This window comes from Sedimenticola hydrogenitrophicus (assembly GCF_029017505.1).
In the GTDB taxonomy this organism is placed as follows: domain Bacteria; phylum Pseudomonadota; class Gammaproteobacteria; order Chromatiales; family Chromatiaceae; genus Sedimenticola; species Sedimenticola hydrogenitrophicus_A.
Genome location: NZ_JAQGEI010000045.1, coordinates 1 through 19,422 on the forward strand (window position 1 = coordinate 1; position 19,422 = coordinate 19,422).

Annotated in this window: 17 protein-coding genes; 7 read left to right on the forward strand and 10 right to left on the reverse strand. The window is 65.3% G+C overall.

The window, feature by feature from the left end; genetic code table 11:
- Positions 1-102: 102 nt before the first annotated feature.
- From O9K64_RS20970 to argH, 4 genes are all read right to left on the reverse strand, one after another.
- A complete protein-coding gene (locus O9K64_RS20970; protein ID WP_275100068.1) occupies positions 103-474 on the reverse strand; it encodes a nucleotide pyrophosphohydrolase in 372 nt (123 codons plus the stop codon).
- Entirely contained in the window at positions 467-874 is a 408-nt protein-coding gene (locus O9K64_RS20975) for an HIT domain-containing protein (RefSeq protein ID WP_275100069.1), read from the reverse strand. The genes O9K64_RS20970 and O9K64_RS20975 overlap by 8 nt, the downstream gene beginning before the upstream one ends.
- Positions 875-881: 7 nt before the next feature.
- Entirely contained in the window at positions 882-1,685 is an 804-nt protein-coding gene (locus O9K64_RS20980; RefSeq protein WP_275100070.1) for an enoyl-CoA hydratase, read from the reverse strand.
- 613 nt (positions 1,686-2,298) lie between these two features.
- Complete coding sequence (gene argH / locus O9K64_RS20985) at positions 2,299-3,684, reverse strand: argininosuccinate lyase (protein ID WP_275100071.1); 1,386 nt, start codon at positions 3,682-3,684, stop codon at positions 2,299-2,301.
- A gap of 158 nt (positions 3,685-3,842) precedes the next feature.
- Between argH and O9K64_RS20990 the strand changes: the two genes are divergently transcribed.
- A complete protein-coding gene (locus tag O9K64_RS20990) occupies positions 3,843-4,892 on the forward strand; it encodes a sensor histidine kinase (RefSeq protein ID WP_275100072.1) in 1,050 nt (349 codons plus the stop codon).
- A 20-nt stretch (positions 4,893-4,912) separates the two neighbouring features.
- Positions 4,913-5,650, forward strand: a complete 738-nt coding sequence (locus O9K64_RS20995) for a LytR/AlgR family response regulator transcription factor (RefSeq protein WP_275100073.1) — start codon at positions 4,913-4,915, stop codon at positions 5,648-5,650.
- A 12-nt stretch (positions 5,651-5,662) separates the two neighbouring features.
- Here the strand turns inward: O9K64_RS20995 and O9K64_RS21000 are convergent, their stop codons facing one another.
- Positions 5,663-6,559 (reverse strand): sensor domain-containing diguanylate cyclase, encoded by an 897-nt coding sequence (locus O9K64_RS21000; protein ID WP_275100074.1) that lies wholly within the window; start codon positions 6,557-6,559, stop codon positions 5,663-5,665.
- A 303-nt stretch (positions 6,560-6,862) separates the two neighbouring features.
- On the opposite strand from O9K64_RS21000, the gene hemC reads away from it, so the two are divergent.
- The 4 genes from hemC (at position 6,863) to O9K64_RS21020 (ending at position 11,499) form a co-directional block, all read left to right on the forward strand.
- Positions 6,863-7,789: a hydroxymethylbilane synthase gene (gene hemC / locus O9K64_RS21005; RefSeq protein ID WP_275100075.1), complete on the forward strand. Its 927-nt coding sequence runs from the start codon at positions 6,863-6,865 to the stop codon at positions 7,787-7,789.
- A gap of 9 nt (positions 7,790-7,798) precedes the next feature.
- Positions 7,799-8,587, forward strand: coding sequence for a uroporphyrinogen-III synthase (locus tag O9K64_RS21010; RefSeq protein WP_275100076.1), 789 nt, complete (start codon positions 7,799-7,801; stop codon positions 8,585-8,587).
- Positions 8,588-9,037: 450 nt separating this feature from the next.
- Positions 9,038-10,219 (forward strand): uroporphyrinogen-III C-methyltransferase, encoded by a 1,182-nt coding sequence (locus tag O9K64_RS21015; RefSeq protein WP_275100077.1) that lies wholly within the window; start codon positions 9,038-9,040, stop codon positions 10,217-10,219.
- Positions 10,216-11,499: a heme biosynthesis HemY N-terminal domain-containing protein gene (locus O9K64_RS21020; protein ID WP_275100078.1), complete on the forward strand. Its 1,284-nt coding sequence runs from the start codon at positions 10,216-10,218 to the stop codon at positions 11,497-11,499. Before O9K64_RS21015 ends, O9K64_RS21020 begins: the two co-directional genes overlap by 4 nt.
- Before the next feature lie 414 nt (positions 11,500-11,913).
- On the opposite strand, the gene O9K64_RS21025 is transcribed toward O9K64_RS21020, so the two are convergent.
- The gene (locus O9K64_RS21025; protein WP_275100079.1) at positions 11,914-12,927 is read right to left on the reverse strand and encodes a CDP-6-deoxy-delta-3,4-glucoseen reductase; all 1,014 of its coding nucleotides are present in this window, start codon (positions 12,925-12,927) and stop codon (positions 11,914-11,916) included.
- A gap of 68 nt (positions 12,928-12,995) precedes the next feature.
- Between O9K64_RS21025 and O9K64_RS21030 the strand changes: the two genes are divergently transcribed.
- Positions 12,996-13,859, forward strand: a complete 864-nt coding sequence (locus tag O9K64_RS21030; RefSeq protein ID WP_275100080.1) for an SDR family oxidoreductase — start codon at positions 12,996-12,998, stop codon at positions 13,857-13,859.
- A 294-nt stretch (positions 13,860-14,153) separates the two neighbouring features.
- Here the strand turns inward: O9K64_RS21030 and O9K64_RS21035 are convergent, their stop codons facing one another.
- The 4 genes from O9K64_RS21035 to prlC all read right to left on the reverse strand — a co-directional run bounded on the left by O9K64_RS21035 (position 14,154) and on the right by prlC (position 19,361).
- Complete coding sequence (locus O9K64_RS21035) at positions 14,154-14,783, reverse strand: AAA family ATPase (RefSeq protein WP_275100081.1); 630 nt, start codon at positions 14,781-14,783, stop codon at positions 14,154-14,156.
- 64 nt (positions 14,784-14,847) lie between these two features.
- On the reverse strand, positions 14,848-16,326 hold the full coding sequence (gene ubiD / locus O9K64_RS21040; RefSeq protein ID WP_275100082.1) for a 4-hydroxy-3-polyprenylbenzoate decarboxylase: 1,479 nt from the start codon (positions 16,324-16,326) through the stop codon (positions 14,848-14,850).
- 192 nt (positions 16,327-16,518) lie between these two features.
- Positions 16,519-17,331 carry a TIGR04211 family SH3 domain-containing protein gene (locus O9K64_RS21045; RefSeq protein WP_275100083.1) on the reverse strand — a complete coding sequence of 271 codons (813 nt, stop codon included), beginning with the start codon at positions 17,329-17,331 and terminating at the stop codon, positions 16,519-16,521.
- Complete coding sequence (gene prlC, locus O9K64_RS21050; protein ID WP_275100084.1) at positions 17,328-19,361, reverse strand: oligopeptidase A; 2,034 nt, start codon at positions 19,359-19,361, stop codon at positions 17,328-17,330. Before prlC ends, O9K64_RS21045 begins: the two co-directional genes overlap by 4 nt.
- Positions 19,362-19,422: the final 61 nt, after the last annotated feature.

Below are 19,422 nucleotides of genomic sequence, written 5' to 3' on the forward strand. Positions count from 1 at the left end.
GTCGCCGGTGAGTACCGTAGTCTGGATGAAGTTTCGTAGGGTGGATAAGCCGGTAGGCGCATCCACCATTACTGCTAGGAGCCTGGTGGGTGATCAGACGCCTTATTCCTCACCGTACTCGTCGGCCCGCCGGGCGTCGCCCCTCACCTTGTCGGCGGGATAACGCGACTCGTTGATGGCGATCTTGCGGTAGGCGGCGGCGATCAGGTCGATGTCCAGGCGCTCCGCGGCGCGGATCAGGTAGATCAGGATATCCGCCATCTCCAGCGCCACCTGCTCGCGCTTTTCCGCCGGGAGCTGGCGGCTCTGCTCCTCGCTCAGCCACTGGAAGTGCTCCACCAGCTCGGCACACTCGGCGATCAGCGCCATGGCCAGGTTCTTGGGCGAGTGGAACTGCTCCCAGTCGCGCGCCCGGGCGAAGGCCAGCAGCTTGGCGTTCAGCTGCGCCAGTGAATCCGTGGATTGTTCATTCATCGGTAAACCACACCTGTAGTTCCGCTATACGCTGTTGCAGTTCGGCTTCCGCGTAGGGCAGCGGCTCGCCACAGCCCCACACCGGTCCGGGCCAGCAGGGATCATCCGTGCGCCGGGCCACCACATGCCAGTGCAGTTGGGGCACCAGGTTGCCCAGGGCGCCCAGATTGATCTTGTCCGGCGCGTAGCACTGCTCCAGGACCCGCGCGGCATGACTGCTCTCGACCATCAGCAGGCGCTGGTCGCTCTGTTCCAGTTGGTGGACTTCGGTCACCCCGGGCCGCCTGGGAACCAGGATCAGCCAGGGGAAGCGCCGGTCGTTCATCAGCCGCACTTCGCACAGGATCAGCTCGCAGAGCTGCCGGGTATCCGCTTCGAGCCGGGGATGGAGCCGGAACATGGCTGGCCTACCGGTCCCGCCAATGGGGCGGGCGCTTCCCGGTGAAGGCGTCGATACCTTCCGCCACGTCCTCGAGCATCATGTTGTCGGCCATCGCCTCGCTGGCGAACTGGTAGGCCTGTTCCACCCCCATCTCCAGCTGCTTGTAGTACATCGCCTTGCCGAGCGCCACCGAGGCGCTGGATTTGCCGCAGATGGTGCGCGCCAGTTTCAGCACCTCCTCGTCCAGCTGCTCTGCCGGCACGGCGCGGTTGATGAGGCCGCGGTTAGCGGCCTGCGCGGCGGAGATGAAGCCGCCGGTGAGCAGCATCTCCATCGCCTGCTTGCGTCCCACGTTGCGCGACAGGGGAATGCTCGGGGTGCCGCAGAACAGCCCCACGTTGATCCCGGAGACGGCAAACCGCGCCCCCTCCTCGGCAATGGCCAGGTCGCAGGAGGCGACCAGCTGGCAGCCGGCCGCGGTGGCGATGCCGTGCACCCGGGCGATCACCGGCTGCGGCAGGCGCATGATGCGGGTCATGATCTCGCCACAGCGGCGGAACAGCTGCTGGAAGTAGGCGCGCTCGCTGCGGCCGCGCATCTGTTTCAGGTCATGGCCGGCGCAAAAGGCGCGGCCGGTGCCGGCCAGCACCACCACCCGTACGCCGCGGTCCTCGGCGATGGCGTCGAGGCTCGTCTGCAGGGCATCCAGCAGCTCCTCGGAGAGGGCGTTGAACTGGTTGGGCCGGTTCAGCGTCAGGTAGGCGATACCGTCGCGGTCCTCGCGCAGTACCAGCGCCTCGCCAGCGGCGGTCGGGTGGGTTTCGGTCATGGGCTCCTCTCCTGTTGGTTACTGCAGTAACTATACATGCAACGGCCGGGAAAATGCAGGCGGGACATCATGGGGACGAGTGATCCACTCGCGGATCATAGGGCGCCCCGTGGGCGCCGTCGCGCAGGGTGCCCCTGCCTCATGACGCTCACCAGCCGCTACGGCGGGCACGGCCCGCTCTCTGGACCGACCTCTTTGGAAATGCGGGAACAGCGCGACCGCCCCTGTCCGAACCACGGATTCACACCGATGGACACAGAGGAGTCACCCTCCGGTTTGTAGCCTGGATGGAGCCCGCCCAATGGGCGCGTAACAGGGCACAGCCCCGGACGGGCGGAATCCGGGGTGGTGTCGGGTCGAAGCCTGCTCCCCGGATTCCGCCGTTGCTGGCGCATGCGATTCTTCTGTTTGGGGGGTAGCGGCTTCATCCAGGCTACGGTGCTTCCCTATCCAGAATCCGTGTGTATCCGTGTCCATCCGTGGTTCTTCCTCCGCCATAGGGCGCCCCGTGGGCGCCGTCGCGCAGGGTGCCCCTGCCCCATGACCCCACCAGCCGCTACGGCGGGCGCGGCCCGCCCTACGGGTGCGGGCTTATCCGCAGGCTAGTAAGCGCCTACTGACCGGCGAGACGCGCACGGGCGCGGCCGATGGCGGCGCGCACCTGGGCCGGCGCGGTGCCGCCGATGTGATCGCGCGCGGCTACCGAGCCCTCCAGGGTCAGCACCGAATACACATCGGCGTCGATGCGCTCGGAAAAGCCGCGCAGCTCCTCCAGGCTGAGTTCGGCCAGGTCGCAGCCCTTGCTGACCCCCAGCGCCACAGCCTTGCCCACCACCTCGTGGGCATCGCGGAACGGGGTGCCCTTGCGCACCAGGTAGTCGGCCAGGTCGGTGGCGGTGGCGAAGCCCTTGAGCGCCGCCTCGCGCATGCTCTCGGGTTTGCAGGTGATGGCCGGGATCATGTCGGCGAACACCTTGAGCGAGCCCTTCAGGTTGTCCACGGTGTCGAACAGCGGCTCCTTGTCCTCCTGGTTGTCCTTGTTGTAGGCCAGCGGCTGGCCCTTCATCAGGGTCAGCAGGCCGATCAGGTGGCCGAAGATGCGCCCGGTCTTGCCGCGCACCAGCTCGGGCACGTCGGGGTTCTTCTTCTGCGGCATGATGGAGGAGCCGGTGCAGAAGCTGTCGGAGAGGTTGATGAAGTTGAACTGGGCCGAGGACCAGATGATCAGCTCCTCGGACATGCGCGACAGGTGCATCATGATCAGGGCGGCGGCGGCGCTGAACTCGATGGCGAAGTCGCGATCGCTGACCGCGTCCAGGGAGTTCTCGCTCGGCCGCTCGAAACCCAGCAGCTCGGCGGTGTAGTGGCGGTCGATGGGGTAGGTGGTACCGGCCAGGGCGGCGGAGCCGAGCGGCATGATGTTGACCCGCTTGTTGCAGTCGGCCAGGCGCTCGCGGTCCCGCTCCAGCATCTCGAACCAGGCCATCAGGTGATGGCCGAAGGTGACCGGCTGGGCGGTCTGCAGGTGGGTGAAGCCGGGCAGGATGGTCTCCGCCTCCTGTTCCGCCTTGTCCAGCAGGGCGCGCTGCAGGCGCAGGATTTCGGCGCGGATGATCTCGATCTCGTCGCGCAGGTAGAGGCGCACATCGGTGGCCACCTGGTCGTTGCGCGAGCGCCCGGTATGCAGCTTCTTGCCGGCATCGCCGATGGCGCTGGTGAGGCGTGCCTCCACATTCATGTGGACATCCTCCAGCTCCACCGACCAGTCGAACTGCCCGGACTCGATCTGCTCGCGGATCCGCTCCAGTCCGGCGATGATGCTGTCACGCTCTGCCACGCTGAGGATGCCGGCCCGCGCCAGCATGGTGGCGTGGGCGATGGAGCCCTGGATATCATAGCGGTAGAGACGCTGATCGAACTCCACCGAGGCGGTGAAGGCCTCGACGAAGGCGTCGGTGGGTTCGCTGAAACGGCCGGACCAGAGTTTTTTATCGCTCATGAGATAGATATTCCTGCGTGAGTGTGAAGCATTGGATAGATCGCCCGTTAAGAGAGTGTAAGATACCGGTTTGTGCCCGTGGACCATCCGCCGAAGCGGTGCAATTGTATCAGGATTCCGGGCAGCGTTAAGTCGAACAGGGGGGAGATTCCAGGACGATGACCCAGAAAGGGACCAAGGGGAGGGCGCCGGAGCGGGGCCGGGCGGCCTATCTGCCCAACTTTTGCAGCGTACGCATGGTGTTCGGGGTGGTGATCTCGGCGGAACTGTTGGCGGTGATCATCACCCTGGTGTCGATCGACTCGTTTCAGGAGTTTGCCGGCGAACTGAGCCTGCGTTCCCTCTATATCCAGTGGATCGCCCTGATGGGGAGTGCCCTGATCTGCCTGTCGCGACCGTGGATCAGCCAGCTGCGCACCTGGCAGGTGGCCGTGATCAGCTGGTGCCTGCTGATGCTGGCGAGCCTGGCCATTTCACTGCTGGCGATCTGGTTCCTCGATCTGGCCGGGGGCCGCCACTTCCTGTTCAAGAGCCTGGTGATCAGCGCCATTGTCTGCGCGGTGCTGATGCACTATCTCTCCATCCAGTACCGCTGGCGGCTCCAGGTGGAGGCGGAATCCCGCGCCCACCTGCAGGCCCTGCAGTCGCGCATCCGGCCCCATTTCCTGTTCAACAGCATGAACACCATCGCCAGCCTGACCCGCACCGACCCGGCCCTGGCGGAAGAGGTGGTCTATGATCTGTCTGACCTGTTCCGCGCCTCCCTGGCGGATGCTCAGCGCATGTCCAGCCTGGGCGAGGAGATCGAGCTGTGTCGCGGCTATCTGCGCATCGAGGGGCAGCGGCTGGGTGAGCGGCTGCAGGTGAAATGGGATCTGGAGGCGCTGCCGCTGGATGCCGAACTGCCGGCGCTGATCCTGCAGCCGCTACTGGAGAATGCCATCTATCACGGCATTGAACCGTCCACCGAACCGGGCCGGATCCAGATCACCGGACGCTACCGGCGCAAGCGGGTCAACATCAGTATCCGCAACAGCCTGCCGGTGGATGGCGGCCAGGCGCGGCGTGCCGGCAACCACATGGCGTTGCAGAATATCCGCGAGCGGCTGCAGGGTTTCTTCGACGAAGAGGCCTCCCTGAGTGTCGGCGAAGTGGATGGCGAACATCAGGTGCGGGTGGTTTTCCCCCACCCATGGAAAGAACAGTGAAACGAACATGAAAAATTGGCATGAAAATCCTGATAGTCGATGACGAGGCCCATGCCCGCACGCGCCTGCGCCACCTGGTCGAGGAGATCGGGCCACCCTGCCGGGTGGTGGGGGAGGCCGACAATGGGCTGGACGCGTTGCGCCACTGCCGCCAGGACGAGGTGGACCTGGTGCTGCTGGATATCCGCATGCCGGGGATGGACGGCCTGGAGGCCGCCGCTTCGCTGTCCGGACTGGCAACCCCCCCGGCGGTGATCTTCGTCACCGCCTATGACGAACACGCCCTGGCGGCGTTCGAGCGCCACGCCGTGGATTATCTGCTGAAGCCGATCCGCCGCGAGCGCCTGCAGCGGGCCATCGAGAAGGCGGGGCGCCTGAACCGGCCCCAGCTGCAGGCGCTGCAGGCACTGCGGGGGCAGCAGGATGAGGCCTATATCAGCGTCAGTTTTCGTGGCGGGCTGCGGCGTATCCCGCTCAGCGAGGTGATCTATTTTCAGGCCGACCACAAATACGTGACGGCCTGTCATGGTGCCGGTGAGGCGCTGCTGGAGGAGTCGCTGAAGTCACTGGAGGAGCGCTTTCCAAAACGGTTGATCCGCATCCACCGCAATGCCCTGATCGTGCGCGAGCGGCTGCTCGGCCTCAAGCGCCTCGGCAATGGCACCTGCGCGGTGTCGCTGGCCGGCAGCGGCGCCGAACTGGAGGTGAGCCGGCGGCACCTGCCCGAGATACGCAAACTGCTGCGCGGCCGTTCCTAAGCGGGACGGTCGTCACTCCGCCAGGACGGCCAGGCTGCCGGGCTGTTTCTTGGCCTGATACATGGCCAGGTCGGTGCGCTTGATGAACACCCCGGCCGGCTCGTCGTCCTTGTACTCGGCGACGCCGACGCTGAGGGCCACGGCATTGCCGTCCTGGGCCAGCTCCACCAGATTACCCGGCATGTGGCGGGTGAAGTAGTCGATCAGCCGCAGGGTGAGGGCATGGGCGCTCTGCTGCGGCGTCTCCGGCAGCAGCACCATGAATTCGTCGCCGCCGTAACGGAAGCCGTAATCGCTGTTGCGCAGGATGCCGTTGATCGCCTCACCCACATAGCGCAGGGCGAGGTCCCCCTCCACATGCCCCAGGGTGTCGTTGACCGATTTGAAGTTGTCCAGGTCGATGCAGACCAGGCTGAGCGGATGGCTGTAGCGTTTGCCGCGGGCGATCTCCTGGTTGAGGACGGTATGAAAGTGGCGCTGGTTGTAGAGCCCGGTGAGGCTGTCGGTCACCGACAGCAGCTTGAGGGAACGCTCCAGCGCCAGGCGTTCGGTCAGGTCGCGGAAGAAGCCGATACTGCCGATCTCCTTGCCGTGCTTCTCGATCAGGGTGGCGGAGAGCTGGATCGGGATCAGCTCGCCGTTTCTGGATTGCAGGTGGGTCTTGTGGCCGATGAGCTGGCCCCTGGCGCCGTTGTCCGTCTGGTACATCAGGCGCTTGATCTCCCGGGCGCTCTCCGGGGAGGAATAGAGTTCCGCGATCTGGAAACGGCCAACCATCTCCTTCCTGGGGTAGCCGAGCAGCTGCTCGGCGGCCGGGTTGAACAGGGTAATGATGCCGTCCCGGTTGATGCCGATGACCGGGTCGGGGCAGATGAGGGCAAGTTCGTTGTTGATCAAGATGATGGCCATGGCAGTGACAAGTAGAGTGAGTACCGGGACACCCTATCGGCTGCGCCCGGATAACCTTGAGGTTTAGGGCCCGCGCAAGAATAATTCCGTAGTACCGAGGGCGTTCCTGGGCCCCGCTGGCAAGGCACGCTTTGCAGGCAATGGCTGTTCCCTTGGCAAAAAGCGTAACGCCGCCAGCGGGGTCCAGGGGCGACCGAATACAGGAACTTATTCTTGCGCGGGTCCTTAGCCGATAAGCGCTTGCTATTTGCCTGTATCCTTCAGAGGTTATAGCATGCGCTCTTTTCCACCGAGAACACAGTGATGTCCCAGTCCCTACGTATCGCCACCCGCAAATCGCCCCTCGCCATGTGGCAGGCCGAGCATGTCGCCGAGCTGTTGCGACGCGAGCATCCCGGACTGCAGGTGGAGCTGATCGGCATGAGCACCCAGGGCGACAAGATCCTGGACACGCCGCTGGCCAAGATCGGCGGCAAGGGGTTGTTCGTCAAGGAGCTGGAACAGGGGATGCTGGAGGGGCGCGCGGATATCGCCGTGCACTCGATGAAGGACGTACCGGTGGAGCTGCCCGAGGGGCTGCACCTGGCGGTGATCATGGAGCGCGAGGACCCGCGCGACGCCTTCGTCTCCAACCGCTACAGTCGGCTGGACGAGCTGCCCCAGGGGGCGGTGGTCGGTACCTCCAGCCTGCGCCGTCAGTGCCAACTGGCCGACCGCCGACCGGACCTGAAGATAGCCGCCCTGCGCGGCAACGTGAACACCCGTCTGCGCAAGCTGGACGAGGGCGAGTTCGATGCCATCATCCTGGCCACCGCCGGCCTCAAGCGGCTCGGCTTCCAGCAGCGCATCAGCTCCTATATAGAGACCGAGGAGAGCCTGCCGGCGATCGGCCAGGGGGCCATCGGCATCGAGTGCCGCAGCGACGATGCGCGGGTCAACGCCCTGATCCAGCCGCTGCACGATGCCGAAACCGCCTGTTGCGTACGCGCGGAACGGGCCATGAATCACCGCCTGATGGGCGGCTGCCAGGTGCCGATCGCCGGTTTCGCGGTGCTGAACCATGACAAGCTGTTCATGCGTGGCCTGGTGGGCGAGCCGGACGGCAGCTGCATCATGCGCGCCGAGATCAGCGGCCCGGCGGCCGAGGCCGAGGCCCTGGGCATCGCCGTGGCCGAGGACCTGCTCGGCCAGGGCGCCGATCTGGTACTGAAACACCTTTACGAACGCTGAAGCTCATCCATGGCCTTTCTCTCCACCCCCACCGACTGCAGCCTGGCCGGGATCGGCGTGCTGGTCACCCGGGCCGCGCACCAAGCCGCCACCCTGTGTCGCCTGATCCGTGCCCGGGACGGCGTGCCGCTGCGTTTTCCCACGGTCGAGATCCGCGACCCCGAGGAGCCGGAGCGGGTCAGCGCGCAGCTGGCGCGACTGAGCGACTACGATATCGCCATCTTCATCAGCCCCAATGCGGTGCTCTGGGGCATCAAGCTGGCGCCGCAACAGCAACTGCCGGCCGCTGTTGCCCTGGCGGCAGTGGGCAGGCGCACCGCCCAGACCCTGGCCGAGAGCGGTTACCCGGTGGACGTGGTGCCGGACTCCTCCTTCGACAGCGAGGGACTGCTGGAGACCCCGGAGCTGAAGGAGGTGGCGGGCAAGCGAATCCTGATCCTGCGCGGCAATGGCGGCCGCGAGCTGCTGGGCGAGGCGCTGGTGGAACGCGGCGCCATGGTCGATTATGCCGAAGTCTACCAACGCGCCTGCCCCAGCGTCGATCCGGCACCGCTGCTCTATCGCTGGCGTGACGATGTGGATGTGGTCACGGTCACCAGCAACATCCTGCTGGACAATCTCTTTACCCTGCTGGGCGAGGTGGGGCGGCCGCTGCTGCAGCAGACGCCGTTGATCGTGGTCAGTGACCGGATGCGCCAGCATGCCCGGGCGCTGGGCTGCCGCGAGGTCTATCTGGCGCGGGGCGCCGACGAGCAGGAGCTGCTGGAGGCGATCTGCGTCTGGGCCAGCAATCGCTGACGGAACGCTAGTAGTCTTCCAATTTAATATTGCCGGGTGGAGTGGTACTTAATTGGGCAGTCTATTCCCGTGAAAGTAAGTGGATCGTCATTCCGGCGCAGGCCGGAATCCAGTGAAGCGACCACCATTGGTGGATATGGATCCCGGCCTGCGCCGGGATGACGGGAGTTTTAAGCTTAACTAAGTAGCATTGATTGCCGGGTGAAGTTGCATCGGTTTCGTAGGGTGGATGCGCGGTCGCTTATGCCATCCTCCGGTCCGTAAACGGTACATCCTTGTACCACTCCTCACCCGATATAAAGTACTTCATCAAATTGAAGTGGTACTCGCGAGGGATTCCTGGCGCCAGGTGGTGATATAGTCTTACCGGCGGGTCGGCCGCCAGGAGTCGCCCGACAGCCAAATCAACCGGCCGCGCCGGTTACAACACACAGCTAGATGGAAAAGTGCATGAGTAACAAAGACGTGAAAGACCCGGACAAGGATGAGGCAGCGGCGGCGCTGGAGCAGGGGTCGCAGATCGAGGATGCCGAAATCATCGCACAAACGCCGGCCAAACGGGCGCCGTCCGGTGGCGCCGCCTCCGCTCTGCCAAAATGGTCCCTGGCGCTCTCACTGGTGGCGCTGGTGGTGCTGTTCGGGGCGCTGGTGTTCGGCTATCAGTACGGCAGCGCGCTGCAGGCCTCGCTGCTGCAGATGAACGCGGCACTGGGCAAGGCGGATACGCAACAGCAGGCACTGCAGGAGAGACTGTCGGCGGTGGCCGAGGCGTTCGAACGGCAGAAGCAGGAGATCGAAGGTCAGCGTAGCGCGCTGCTGGCGCAGGAACAGAAGCTGGCCGATGAGCGCGAGCGCCTGAACCGGCAGGCCGGCGAGATGCAGCAGTCCCTGGAGGCGGTTTACAGTCGGGTCGGGCGCAGCAGCAACGCCTGGATGGCGGCCGAGGCCGAGTACCTGATCCGGGTGGCCAATCACCGTCTGCAACTGACCGGAGATGTGGAGACTGCCATCCGCGCCCTGCAGGCGGCGGATGGCCGCCTGCGCGACAGCGGCGATCCGGGCTGGATCGAGGTGCGCGGGCTGCTGGCCAAGGAGATCGCGACCCTGAAGGGGGTGGAGCGGCTGGATCGGGTGGGGCTGTCGGCCAGACTGAGTGGCCTGAAGGGGCAGGTGGCAGCGCTGAAGATGGTCGGACTCGCGTATACACCCGCACAGCCGGCCGCGGACGACGCACAAACGGAGAGCGACGGGCGTAGCCTCGAAAGCCTGCTCAAGGATGGCTGGAAGGGCTTCAAATCGGTCATGGTGATCCGGCATCGCGACAAACCGGTCAGCGCCATGCTGCCGCCGGAGCAGCAGTTCTTCGTCTACCAGAACCTTGAACTGCAGCTGGAGGCGGCGCGACTGGCGCTGCTGAAAGGCGATCCGCAACTCTATGCCGACAGCCTCGACCAGGCGGCCGGCTGGCTCGGTGAGTTCTTCGAGGCCGACGCGGCCACCACCCAGGCGGCGCAGCAGGAGATCGCCGCCCTGCGGGCGGTTGAGCTGCAGCCCCGGCTGCCGGACATCTCCCGCTCCCTGGCGGCGCTGCAGGCGCGCCTGAAGGCGGCCGCTGAAGAGGGTGGCCAATGAGAATACTGATACTGGGACTGCTCGGCCTGGCCGCCTCCGTGCTGCTGGCGCTGGCGGTGAAAGAGGACAACGGCTATATCCTGATCGGCTACGGCCAGTGGACCGTCGAAGGGAGTCTGGCCCTTTTCCTGCTGCTGAATCTGCTGCTGTTCGGGGCGCTCTACCTGACCCTGCGGCTGCTCTCGCGGATCGGCGCAACCCCGCGCAAGCTGCACGACTGGCGTGAACAGCGTGGTGCCCGGCGCGCCCGCAAGGCCCTGACCCAGGGGCTGGTCGAGCTCTCCGAGGGTAACTGGCGACGGGCGGAGCGGGACCTGGTGCGCTTTGCCGGCAAATCGGAAACCCCGCTGCTCAACTACCTGGCGGCGGCCCGCTCCGCCCAGCAGCAGGACGCCCATGAGCGGCGCGATCACTACCTGCAGCTGGCCCATGAAAGCATGCCCGCGGCCGACGTGGCGGTGGGCCTGACCCAGGCCGAGCTGCAGCTCGACCACGCCCAGCTGGAGCAGGCGCTGGCCACCCTGAAGCATCTGCGCGAGATCGCCCCGCGCCATACCCATGTACTGAAACTGCTCAAGGAGCTATACCAGCGGCTGGATGACTGGCAGGAGCTGGGCCAGCTGCTGCCGGAGCTGAAGAAGCGCAAGGTGATCGAACCCGAGGAACTGAGCGCGCTGGAGCTGCGGGTGTACCAGCATCAGCTCAGCGGTGCCGCCCAGGATGAGAATCTCATGCTGCTGCAGACGGTGTGGAACCGTATCCCCGGGGTGGTTCGCTTCCGCGAGGAGATGGTCACCACCTATGTCAATTACCTGATGAACCGGAATGACCATGCTCAGGTCGAGCGCACCCTGCGCGACGCCATCGACCGCCAGTGGAGTGATGACCTGGTGGAGCTCTATGGCCGGATACCGGCCAACGACAGCGCCCGCAAGTTGTCCGTGGCCGAGGGCTGGCTGAAGGCGCGGCCGCGCAACCCCGTGCTGCTGCTGACCCTGGGCCGGCTCTGCCTGGGCAACAAGCTGTGGGGCAAGGCACGTACCTACCTGGAGGCGAGCATCGGTATCGAACCGAGCAGCGACGCCTACCGGGCGCTGGGCGCGCTGCTGGAGAAGATGGATGAAAAAGAGAAGGCCCTGAGCTGCTTCAAGGCCGGCCTGGAGCTGAGCAGTGCACATGCGGCGCCATTGGAGCTGCCCGCCTCGCTGAAACTGCCGTCCGGCAAGACGGACAACGGGGAAGCCGAGCGGCCCAAGCTGGAAGTGGTCAACAAGCAGTAAGAGGTTTCAGGGGTCATCCGCAAGGGGTCGGAGGTGAATGGCACTTACTTAAGCCAAGAACCACCGTCATCCCGGCGCAGGCCGGGATCCAGGCTGCTTAACAGTGGCGGTATTCCTGGATTATTCGCTTCGCTCACCCTTCGGGCCGACTTTCAGTCGTTCAACGCGCTTCGCGCTTTTGTCCGGCCTGCGCCGGAATGACGAAAATCCTGCAATTCGCCTTAAGTAAGTGCCATTCGGGTCGGAGGTTAACTGAACTATATACCGCTGCGGAGGCCGTAGGGTGCCGGTGAGCTTGCGAACCGCCCGCTGGCACCCCCCATGCGATGCGGTTCGCTTCACTCACCGCATCCTACAATTCTACAACCGGACTCGCGTCCCGTTGTAGGCACGGCGTCAGCGTGAATTTCCCGGTTACTTGTTCGGATTGTCCTGGGCCCACTCGAAGACGTCGGAGAACATCCGCTCCCGGTCCAGTCCGGCGGCCGCGAAGGCGTCGCGGGCGGCAAAAATCATTACCGGCGGGCCGCTCATGTAGAGGTCGAACGGGCTCATGTCCGGGTGGTCCCGCAGCACCGCCTCGTGCACGAAGCCCCGCTCCCCCTGCCAGTCGGGGTCCGGCTCCGAGAGTACCGCCTTGAAGCTGAGCTGGGGGTGTTCCCGGGCCCACCGCTGCGCCAGCCCACCGAGATAGAGGTCCTGTTCGCTGCGCACCCCCCAATAGAGATGGATGGGGCGCGGGTCGCCGATATGAAAGGCGTGCTCAATCACCGCCTTGAGCGGAGCGAAGCCGGTACCGCCGGCCATGAAGATCAGCGGTCGCTGTGAATCCTCGCGCAGATAGAAGCCGCCCATGGGCGCGGCGATCTCCTGGCGGTCGCCCACCCGCATCTTGTCGAACACATAGTCGGTGAACTCGCCGCCCGGGACATGGCGGATGTGCAGTTCGATCAGTTCGTCGTGGTGCGGGGCGTTGGCCATGGAGAAGGCGCGGCGCCGGCCATCCTCGAGGATGAAATCGAGATACTGGCCGGCCAGATACTGCAGCCGCTCGTTCTCCGGCAGGCGCAGGAACACCTGCATCACATCATGGGAGAGCCGCTCCATCTGTTCCACCGAACAGATCAGGTTGCGGATCTCCTCGTCCGCCTCGCCCTCGATCTCATGGGCGCGCAGGGTGATATCGCTGCCGGGCATCGCCTGGCAGGTCAGGCAGTAGTCGTCCGGCCGGTTGCTGGTGACCACCTCATCGTCGTCCGGATAGATGACGCTGCCGGATACCAGGGTGCTGGCGCAGCTGCCGCAGGCGCCGTTGCGGCAGCCGTAGGGCAGGGCGATGCCGTGACGGTCGGCGGCCTCCAGGATGGTTTCCCCCTTTTCTGTGGTAAAAGTGTGTCCACTGGGTTCTAACGTGACGACAAAACTCATAAAATTCCTTCGGTTTTCATTAGTGTATCGCGAAATTCTCTACTATTTTACTGTGAAATACAAAGGCCATGGCGCATAAAGTGATTATAGGTTGCGGCTATCTGGGGACGCGGGTGGCGCTGGCCTGCCGGCGACAGGGGGCGCCGGTGACCGGCGTGGTGCGGAGCACGGCCAGTGCCGAGGGGTTGCGGGCGGCGGGGATCGAGGCCGCTGTCCTCGACTTGGATCAGCCACTGATCGACGCCCCGGCGTTGCAGGATAGCGAGCTGTTCTATTTTGCGCCACCGCCTGGAGAAGGGGTGGAGGAGACCCGGGTCCGGCAGCTCATCGCGGGTTTTGAGCAATTCGGCCAGCCGCGGCGCGTCGTCTATCTGAGTACCACCGGGGTCTACGGCGACTGTGCCGGTGCCTGGGTGGACGAGACGCGGCCGGTCAATCCCCGGGTGGACCGGGCCCGGCGGCGCTGGGATGGCGAGCAGCGGTTCGCCGCCTGGAGCCGTGCCACCGGCGACGAACTGGTGATTCTGCGGGTGGCGGGCATCTACGGGCCGGGCAAGCTGCCGCTGGCGCGCCTGCGGCGGGGTGAGCCGACGCTGCGGGAGTCCGAGGCGCCCTATACCAACCGCATCCATATCGATGACCTGGTGGGGGTCTGCCTGGCGGCCCTGGCGCGCGGCGGCGATGGCGAGGTCTACAACGCGAGCGACGGTGCACCCGGCAATATGACCGACTATTTCAACCAGGTGGCCGACTGGGCCGGGCTGCCGCGTCCGCCGCAGATTCCGCTGGCCGAAGCCACGAACCGGCTGTCGGTCGGCATGCTCTCCTATCTGCAAGAGTCGCGACGGCTGGACAGCGGCAAGCTGCGGCGCGAGCTGGGGGTGGAGTTGCGCTACCCGGACCTGGCGAGCGGTCTCGCGGCGTGTCGCTGAGGCGGGCGGCGCGGTCAGCCGCGAGGAGGGTGATTGCCGCTCCACCAGGGGTCGGAGTCAAATCAGTTACAGTGGCGCCATTCCATTCGACCACGGCCGTTTAATTTGACTCCGACCCCGCGGTTTCGTAGGGGCAACCCCCCGTGGTTGCCCGGACGATAGTGATGCCGTTGAAAATGGGCAGGCACAGGGGCCTGCCCCTACCCTGCCCAATTCTGGATCAGCAGGCACCAAACAACTGTTCGACCAGTGGATCCTGTAAGCCCGGAACACGGGTACGTCATTCGAATCGGCCTACTGCTCCTCCAGCCACTCCAGGATCGGATCCCAGAGTTCAATGTCCTGCCACACCTGGGAGGGGGCCATCTCGAAGATCCCCAGGCCGCGCTCGGCGGCGCGGATGTAGTTCTGGCTCTCCCGCAGGTGGGTCAGGAACGGCAGTTGCAGGTGCCCCAGGTAGGTCTCCAGCTCCCGGTAGATCAGGGTATTCTCCCGAGACCGGTTGGCGACGATGGCGATGCGGGTCTGTTTGCGGGTGACCCGGCCACTCTTCAGCAGCTCCTCCAGGAAGCGGCTGCAGGCACGGATGTCGATGGGTGAGGGGAGCACCGGTACAATCAGCGACTGGACCTGTTTCAGCATCTGGTTGATGACCGGACCGTGGGTACCGGCGGGGGCGTCCATGACCAGGTAATCGGTGCCCTTGGCCGGCTGTACCCACCCCTGGGTGGCGTCGATCCCCTCGATGTTGGGTATCCCCACATAGTCCTTGCGCGCTTCCAGCCAGTCCAGCGAAGATCCCTGGGGGTCGAAGTCGGCGAGCGCCACCGTCGCGCCATCATCGGCAAACCAGGTGGCGATATTGGTCGCCAGCGTGGTCTTGCCGCAGCCCCCCTTGGCATTCATCAGCATGATGGTGCGCATCTTCACTCTCCTCTCTTCTTGTTATCGTTGGTCCGCAATTATAGCCCCAGACCGGTAGGGGGGTTCAATCACCCGGAATCGGAATCTCCAGACTCTCCCAGATTTCATCCACCCGTTGCTTCACCGCCGCGTCCATGGCGATGGGCCGGCCCCATTCGCGCGTGGTCTCCCCCGGCCACTTGTTGGTGGCATCGAAACCGATCTTGGAGCCGAGCCCGGAGACCGGCGAGGCGAAGTCGAGGTAGTCGATGGGCGTGTTCTCGATCAGGGTGGTGTCGCGGGCCGGGTCCATGCGCGTGGTCATGGCCCAGATCACGTCGTTCCAGTCGCGCACGTTGACGTCGTCGTCGGTGACGATGACGAACTTGGTGTACATGAACTGGCGCAGGAACGACCAGATCCCCAGCATCACCCGCTTGGCGTGGCCCGGGTACTGCTTCTTCATCGACACCACCGCCATGCGGTAGGAGCAGCCCTCCGGCGGCAGGTAGAAGTCGACGATCTCCGGGAACTGCTTCTGCAGGATCGGCACGAACACCTCGTTCAGCGCCACCCCGAGGATGGCCGGCTCGTCCGGCGGCCGGCCGGTGTAGGTGCTGTGGTAGATCGGGTCTTGGCGCCGGGTGATGCGCTCGATGGTGAATACCGGGAACCGGTCCACCTCGTTGTAGTAGCCGGTGTGGTCGCCGAACGGTCCCTCCGGGGCGAAGTCGTCGGGATAGAGGTGGCCCTCCAGTACGAACTCGGCCGCGGCCGGCACCTGCAGCTCGTTGCCCAGGCAGCGCGCCACCTCGGTGCGGCTGCCGCGCAGCAGCCCGGCGAAGGCGTACTCGGAGAGGCTGTCCGGCACCGGGGTGACGGCCGCCAGGATGGTGGCCGGGTCGGCCCCCAGGGCGACGCTGACCGGGAACGGCTCGCCGGGATGGTGCTGCTGCCAGTCGCGGAAGTCCAGGGCGCCGCCGCGGTGCGACAGCCAGCGCATGATCACCCGGTTGTGGCCGATCACCTGCATGCGGTAGATACCCAGGTTCTGGCGACTCTTCTCCGGGCCGCGGGTGACCACCAGACCCCAGGTGATGAGCGGGCCTGCGTCGCCGGGCCAGCAGGTCTGCACCGGCAGCGCCCCCAGGTCGACCGCCTCCCCCTCGATCACCACCGCCTGGCAGGGCGGGTGCTTCACCTCCTTGGGCGCCATGTCCAGCACCTTGCGGAACACCGGCAGCTTGGACCAGGCGTCCTTCATCCCCTTCGGCGGCTCCGGCTCCTTGAGCATGGCCAGCAGCTTGCCCACCTCGCGTAACGCCTCCACCGACTCCTCGCCCATGCCGAGGGCGACCCGGCGCGGGGTGCCGAACAGGTTGCCCAGCAGCGGGAAGGTGGAGCCCTTGACCCGCTCGAACAGCAGGGCGGGGCCGCCGGCGCGCAGGGTGCGGTCGCAGATCTCGGTCACCTCCAGGTGGGGGTCCACCTCGATGCTGATCCGCTTCAGCTCCCCCAGGGTCTCCAGTTTGTCGATAAAGTCACGCAGATCCGAGTATTTCATTGGGCCCCTAGTACTTGTTCAATTTGATAATGTACTTTTGTAGGGTGGATAAGCGACAGCGCATGCCATCCTCAGGTCCGTAAACGGTACATCCATGTACCACTCCTCACCACAGCAATGTTGGATGCGCCTACCGGCTTATCCACCCTACGAAACTGAAACAGCTTTACCCGCCAACATTAAATTGGAACACTAGACACGGAAGCCGCCGTAGCGTTTGGCCAGGCGGTAATTTTTGAACGCCACACCGCCGATGAAGCTGACCAGCATGGCCAGCAGCAACAGCGGCAGTTCCCAGGCCTGGAAGTGCCCCGCGGCGGCCTCGCTGGCGCCTGGGTTGGCGGCCGGGTTTGCGATTGGCGTGGCGGTTTCCGGGCCGCCGGCCAGCCGGGCGATCTGCTCCAGGCGCTGCTGCAGCTGCCGGTTGGCCTGTTGCAGCGCCTCCAGTTCCGGGTTTGCGGCAGCCGCCGCCAGCTGCTGCTCCAGCTCGGCAATGCGCCGGGTCAGCGGTTCGTTGTCGTCCCCGGGGAGGTCATTGGTCGACTGTTCACGCTTCAGCAGGGCGTTCTCCGCCCGGGCGTCGGCCAGCTGCCGCTTGAGTTCGCTCAACCCGGGATCCTCTGGATCGGCGGGTTGCCCCGGTCCCTTGAGCTGGCGTTCGGCGGCGTCCAGTTGTTGCTGCAGCTGGCTGTTCTTCGCCTGCAGCTCCAGGAGCATCACCCGGGCCGGCTTCTCATCGGTGATGAAACGGTTCTCCACCCAGCCCTCGTCTCCGTCACCCAGGCGCACCCGGGTGAACTCGCCGCGCTGCTCCAGCCGCTCCAGCGGGGTGTCGCTGGGCAGCACCCGGACCGGCTGACCGGCGGAGTCCGGTTCGGCATAGAGCCCGGCCAGCAGTTTGTCGGTGATGCGCGCGGCCTGTGCTGTTCCCACCAGCAGCGGGCCGGCCACTGCCGCACCGATCAGCAGGCCCAGTAGCAGGCCCCTCCGGCCCGTTCTCCTCATGCGCTGATCCCGCTGTGGCGCAGCAGGGCGTCGATCTGCGGCTCGCGGCCGCGGAAGGCGACGAACAGCTCCATGGCGTCCCTGGAGCCCCCCTGCTCCAGGATGTTGTGCAGGAACGACTGGCCGGTCTCGCGATCGAAAATGCCGCGCTCCTCGAACAGCGAGAAGGCGTCGGCGGAGAGCACCTCGGCCCACTTGTAGCTGTAGTAGCCGGCTGCGTAACCGCCGGCAAAGATGTGCGAGAAGCCATGGGCGAAGCGGTTGAAGTCTGGCGGGATGATCACCGCCACCTGGTTGCGCACCTCGCCGAGGATCTGGTAGATCCGGCCACCCTGTTGCGGGTCGTACTCGCGGTGCATGCGGAAGTCGAACAGGCTGAACTCCAGCTGCCGCACCATCTGCATCCCGGACTGGAAGTTCTTGGCCGCCATCATCTTCTCGTACAGCGCCTGCGGCAGCGGCTCGCCGCTCTGGTAGTGGGCGGCGAACAGGTCCAGCGCCGCGCGCTCCCAACACCAGTTCTCCATGAACTGGCTGGGCAGTTCCACCGCGTCCCAGGCCACGCCGTTGATGCCGGACACCCCCGGGTAGTCGACCCGGGTCAGCAGGTGGTGCAGGCCGTGGCCGAACTCGTGGAACAGGGTCTCCACCTCGTCATGGGTGAACAGGGCCGGCTTGTCGCCCACCGGGGGCGAGAAGTTGCACACCAGGTAGGCGACCGGGATCTGGTCGCAACTGGGGGTGAACATGCGCACGATGCACTCGTCCATCCAGGCGCCGCCGCGCTTGTTCTGGCGCGCGTACAGGTCGAGGTAGAACTGGCCCTGCAGGTGACCGGCGGCGTCGCGGATCTCGAAAAAACGCACCGTGGGGTGCCAGCGCTCGAAATCGCTGATCTCGCTGATGCGGATACCGTACAGTTTCTCCACCACGGCGAACATGCCGGAGACCACCTGGGCCTCCGGGAAATAGGGTTTCAGCTCCTCCTGGGTGATGGCGTAGCGGTGCTGGCGCAGCTTCTCCCCGTAATAGCCGATGTCCCACGCCTCCAGTTCGGTGACGCCGTGCTGTTCGCGGGCAAAGGCGGTCAGCTCCTCCAGCTCCTTCTGCGCCTGGGGGCGGGAGCGCTCCGCCAGGTCGGTGAGAAACTCGATCACCCGGTCGGTGCCGGGGGCCATCTTGCGCGCCATGGAGCGTTCGGCGAAGTTGTCGAAGCCGAGGATCAGCGACTGCTCGTGGCGCAGCCGCAGGATCTGCTCCATGACCTCGCTGTTGTCCCACTGGCCGGCAAGCGGTCCCTGGTCCGAGGCGCGGGTGGCGTAGGCCTCGTACAGCTCGCGGCGCAGCGCCCGGTTGTCGGCATAGGTCATCACCGGCATGTAGGAGGGAAAGTCGAGGGTCAGCATCCAGCCGCTCTCGCCGCGCTGTTCGGCGGTCTGCCGGGCCAGTCCCAGGGCGCTCTCCGGCAGCCCCACCAGCTCGGCCGGGTCGCCGATCAGCTTGCTCCAGGCGTTGGTGGCGTCCAGTACGTTTTCGCTGTACTTGCTGGTGAGGCCGGAGAGTTCCTGGCTGATCTCCTTGAAACGCTGCTTTTTCTCCGCCGGCAGGTCGACGCCGGAGAGGTGGAAGTCGCGCAGGGCGTTCTCCAGCAGCTTGCGCTGCGCCCCGTCCAGCGTGCTGTCGTTCTCGTACACGGATTTGTAGGCGGCGCAGAGTTCCGCGTTCTGGCCCATCTCGGTGCCGTAGTCGGAGAGTTTCGGCAGGCAGGCGTTGTAGGCCTGGCGCAGCGCCTCGCTGTTGAGCACCGAGTTGAGGTGGCTGACCGGGGACCAGGCGCGGTTGATGCGGTCCTCCATGATCTCCAGCGGCTCAACCAGATTGGCCCAGGTGAAGGGCGGGTTCTGGGCCAGCAGTTTTGCGGTCAGGGTGCGGCTCTGTGCCAACAACTGATCGATGGCCGGTTCCACATGTTCGGCGCGTATTTGGCTGAAGGGCGGCAGGCCCTCCAGATGCAGCAGGGGGTTATCCATGGTGTACAGGTTCTCCGATGGGGTACGGCATTGATCGCCTATTCTTACATAAATCGAATCC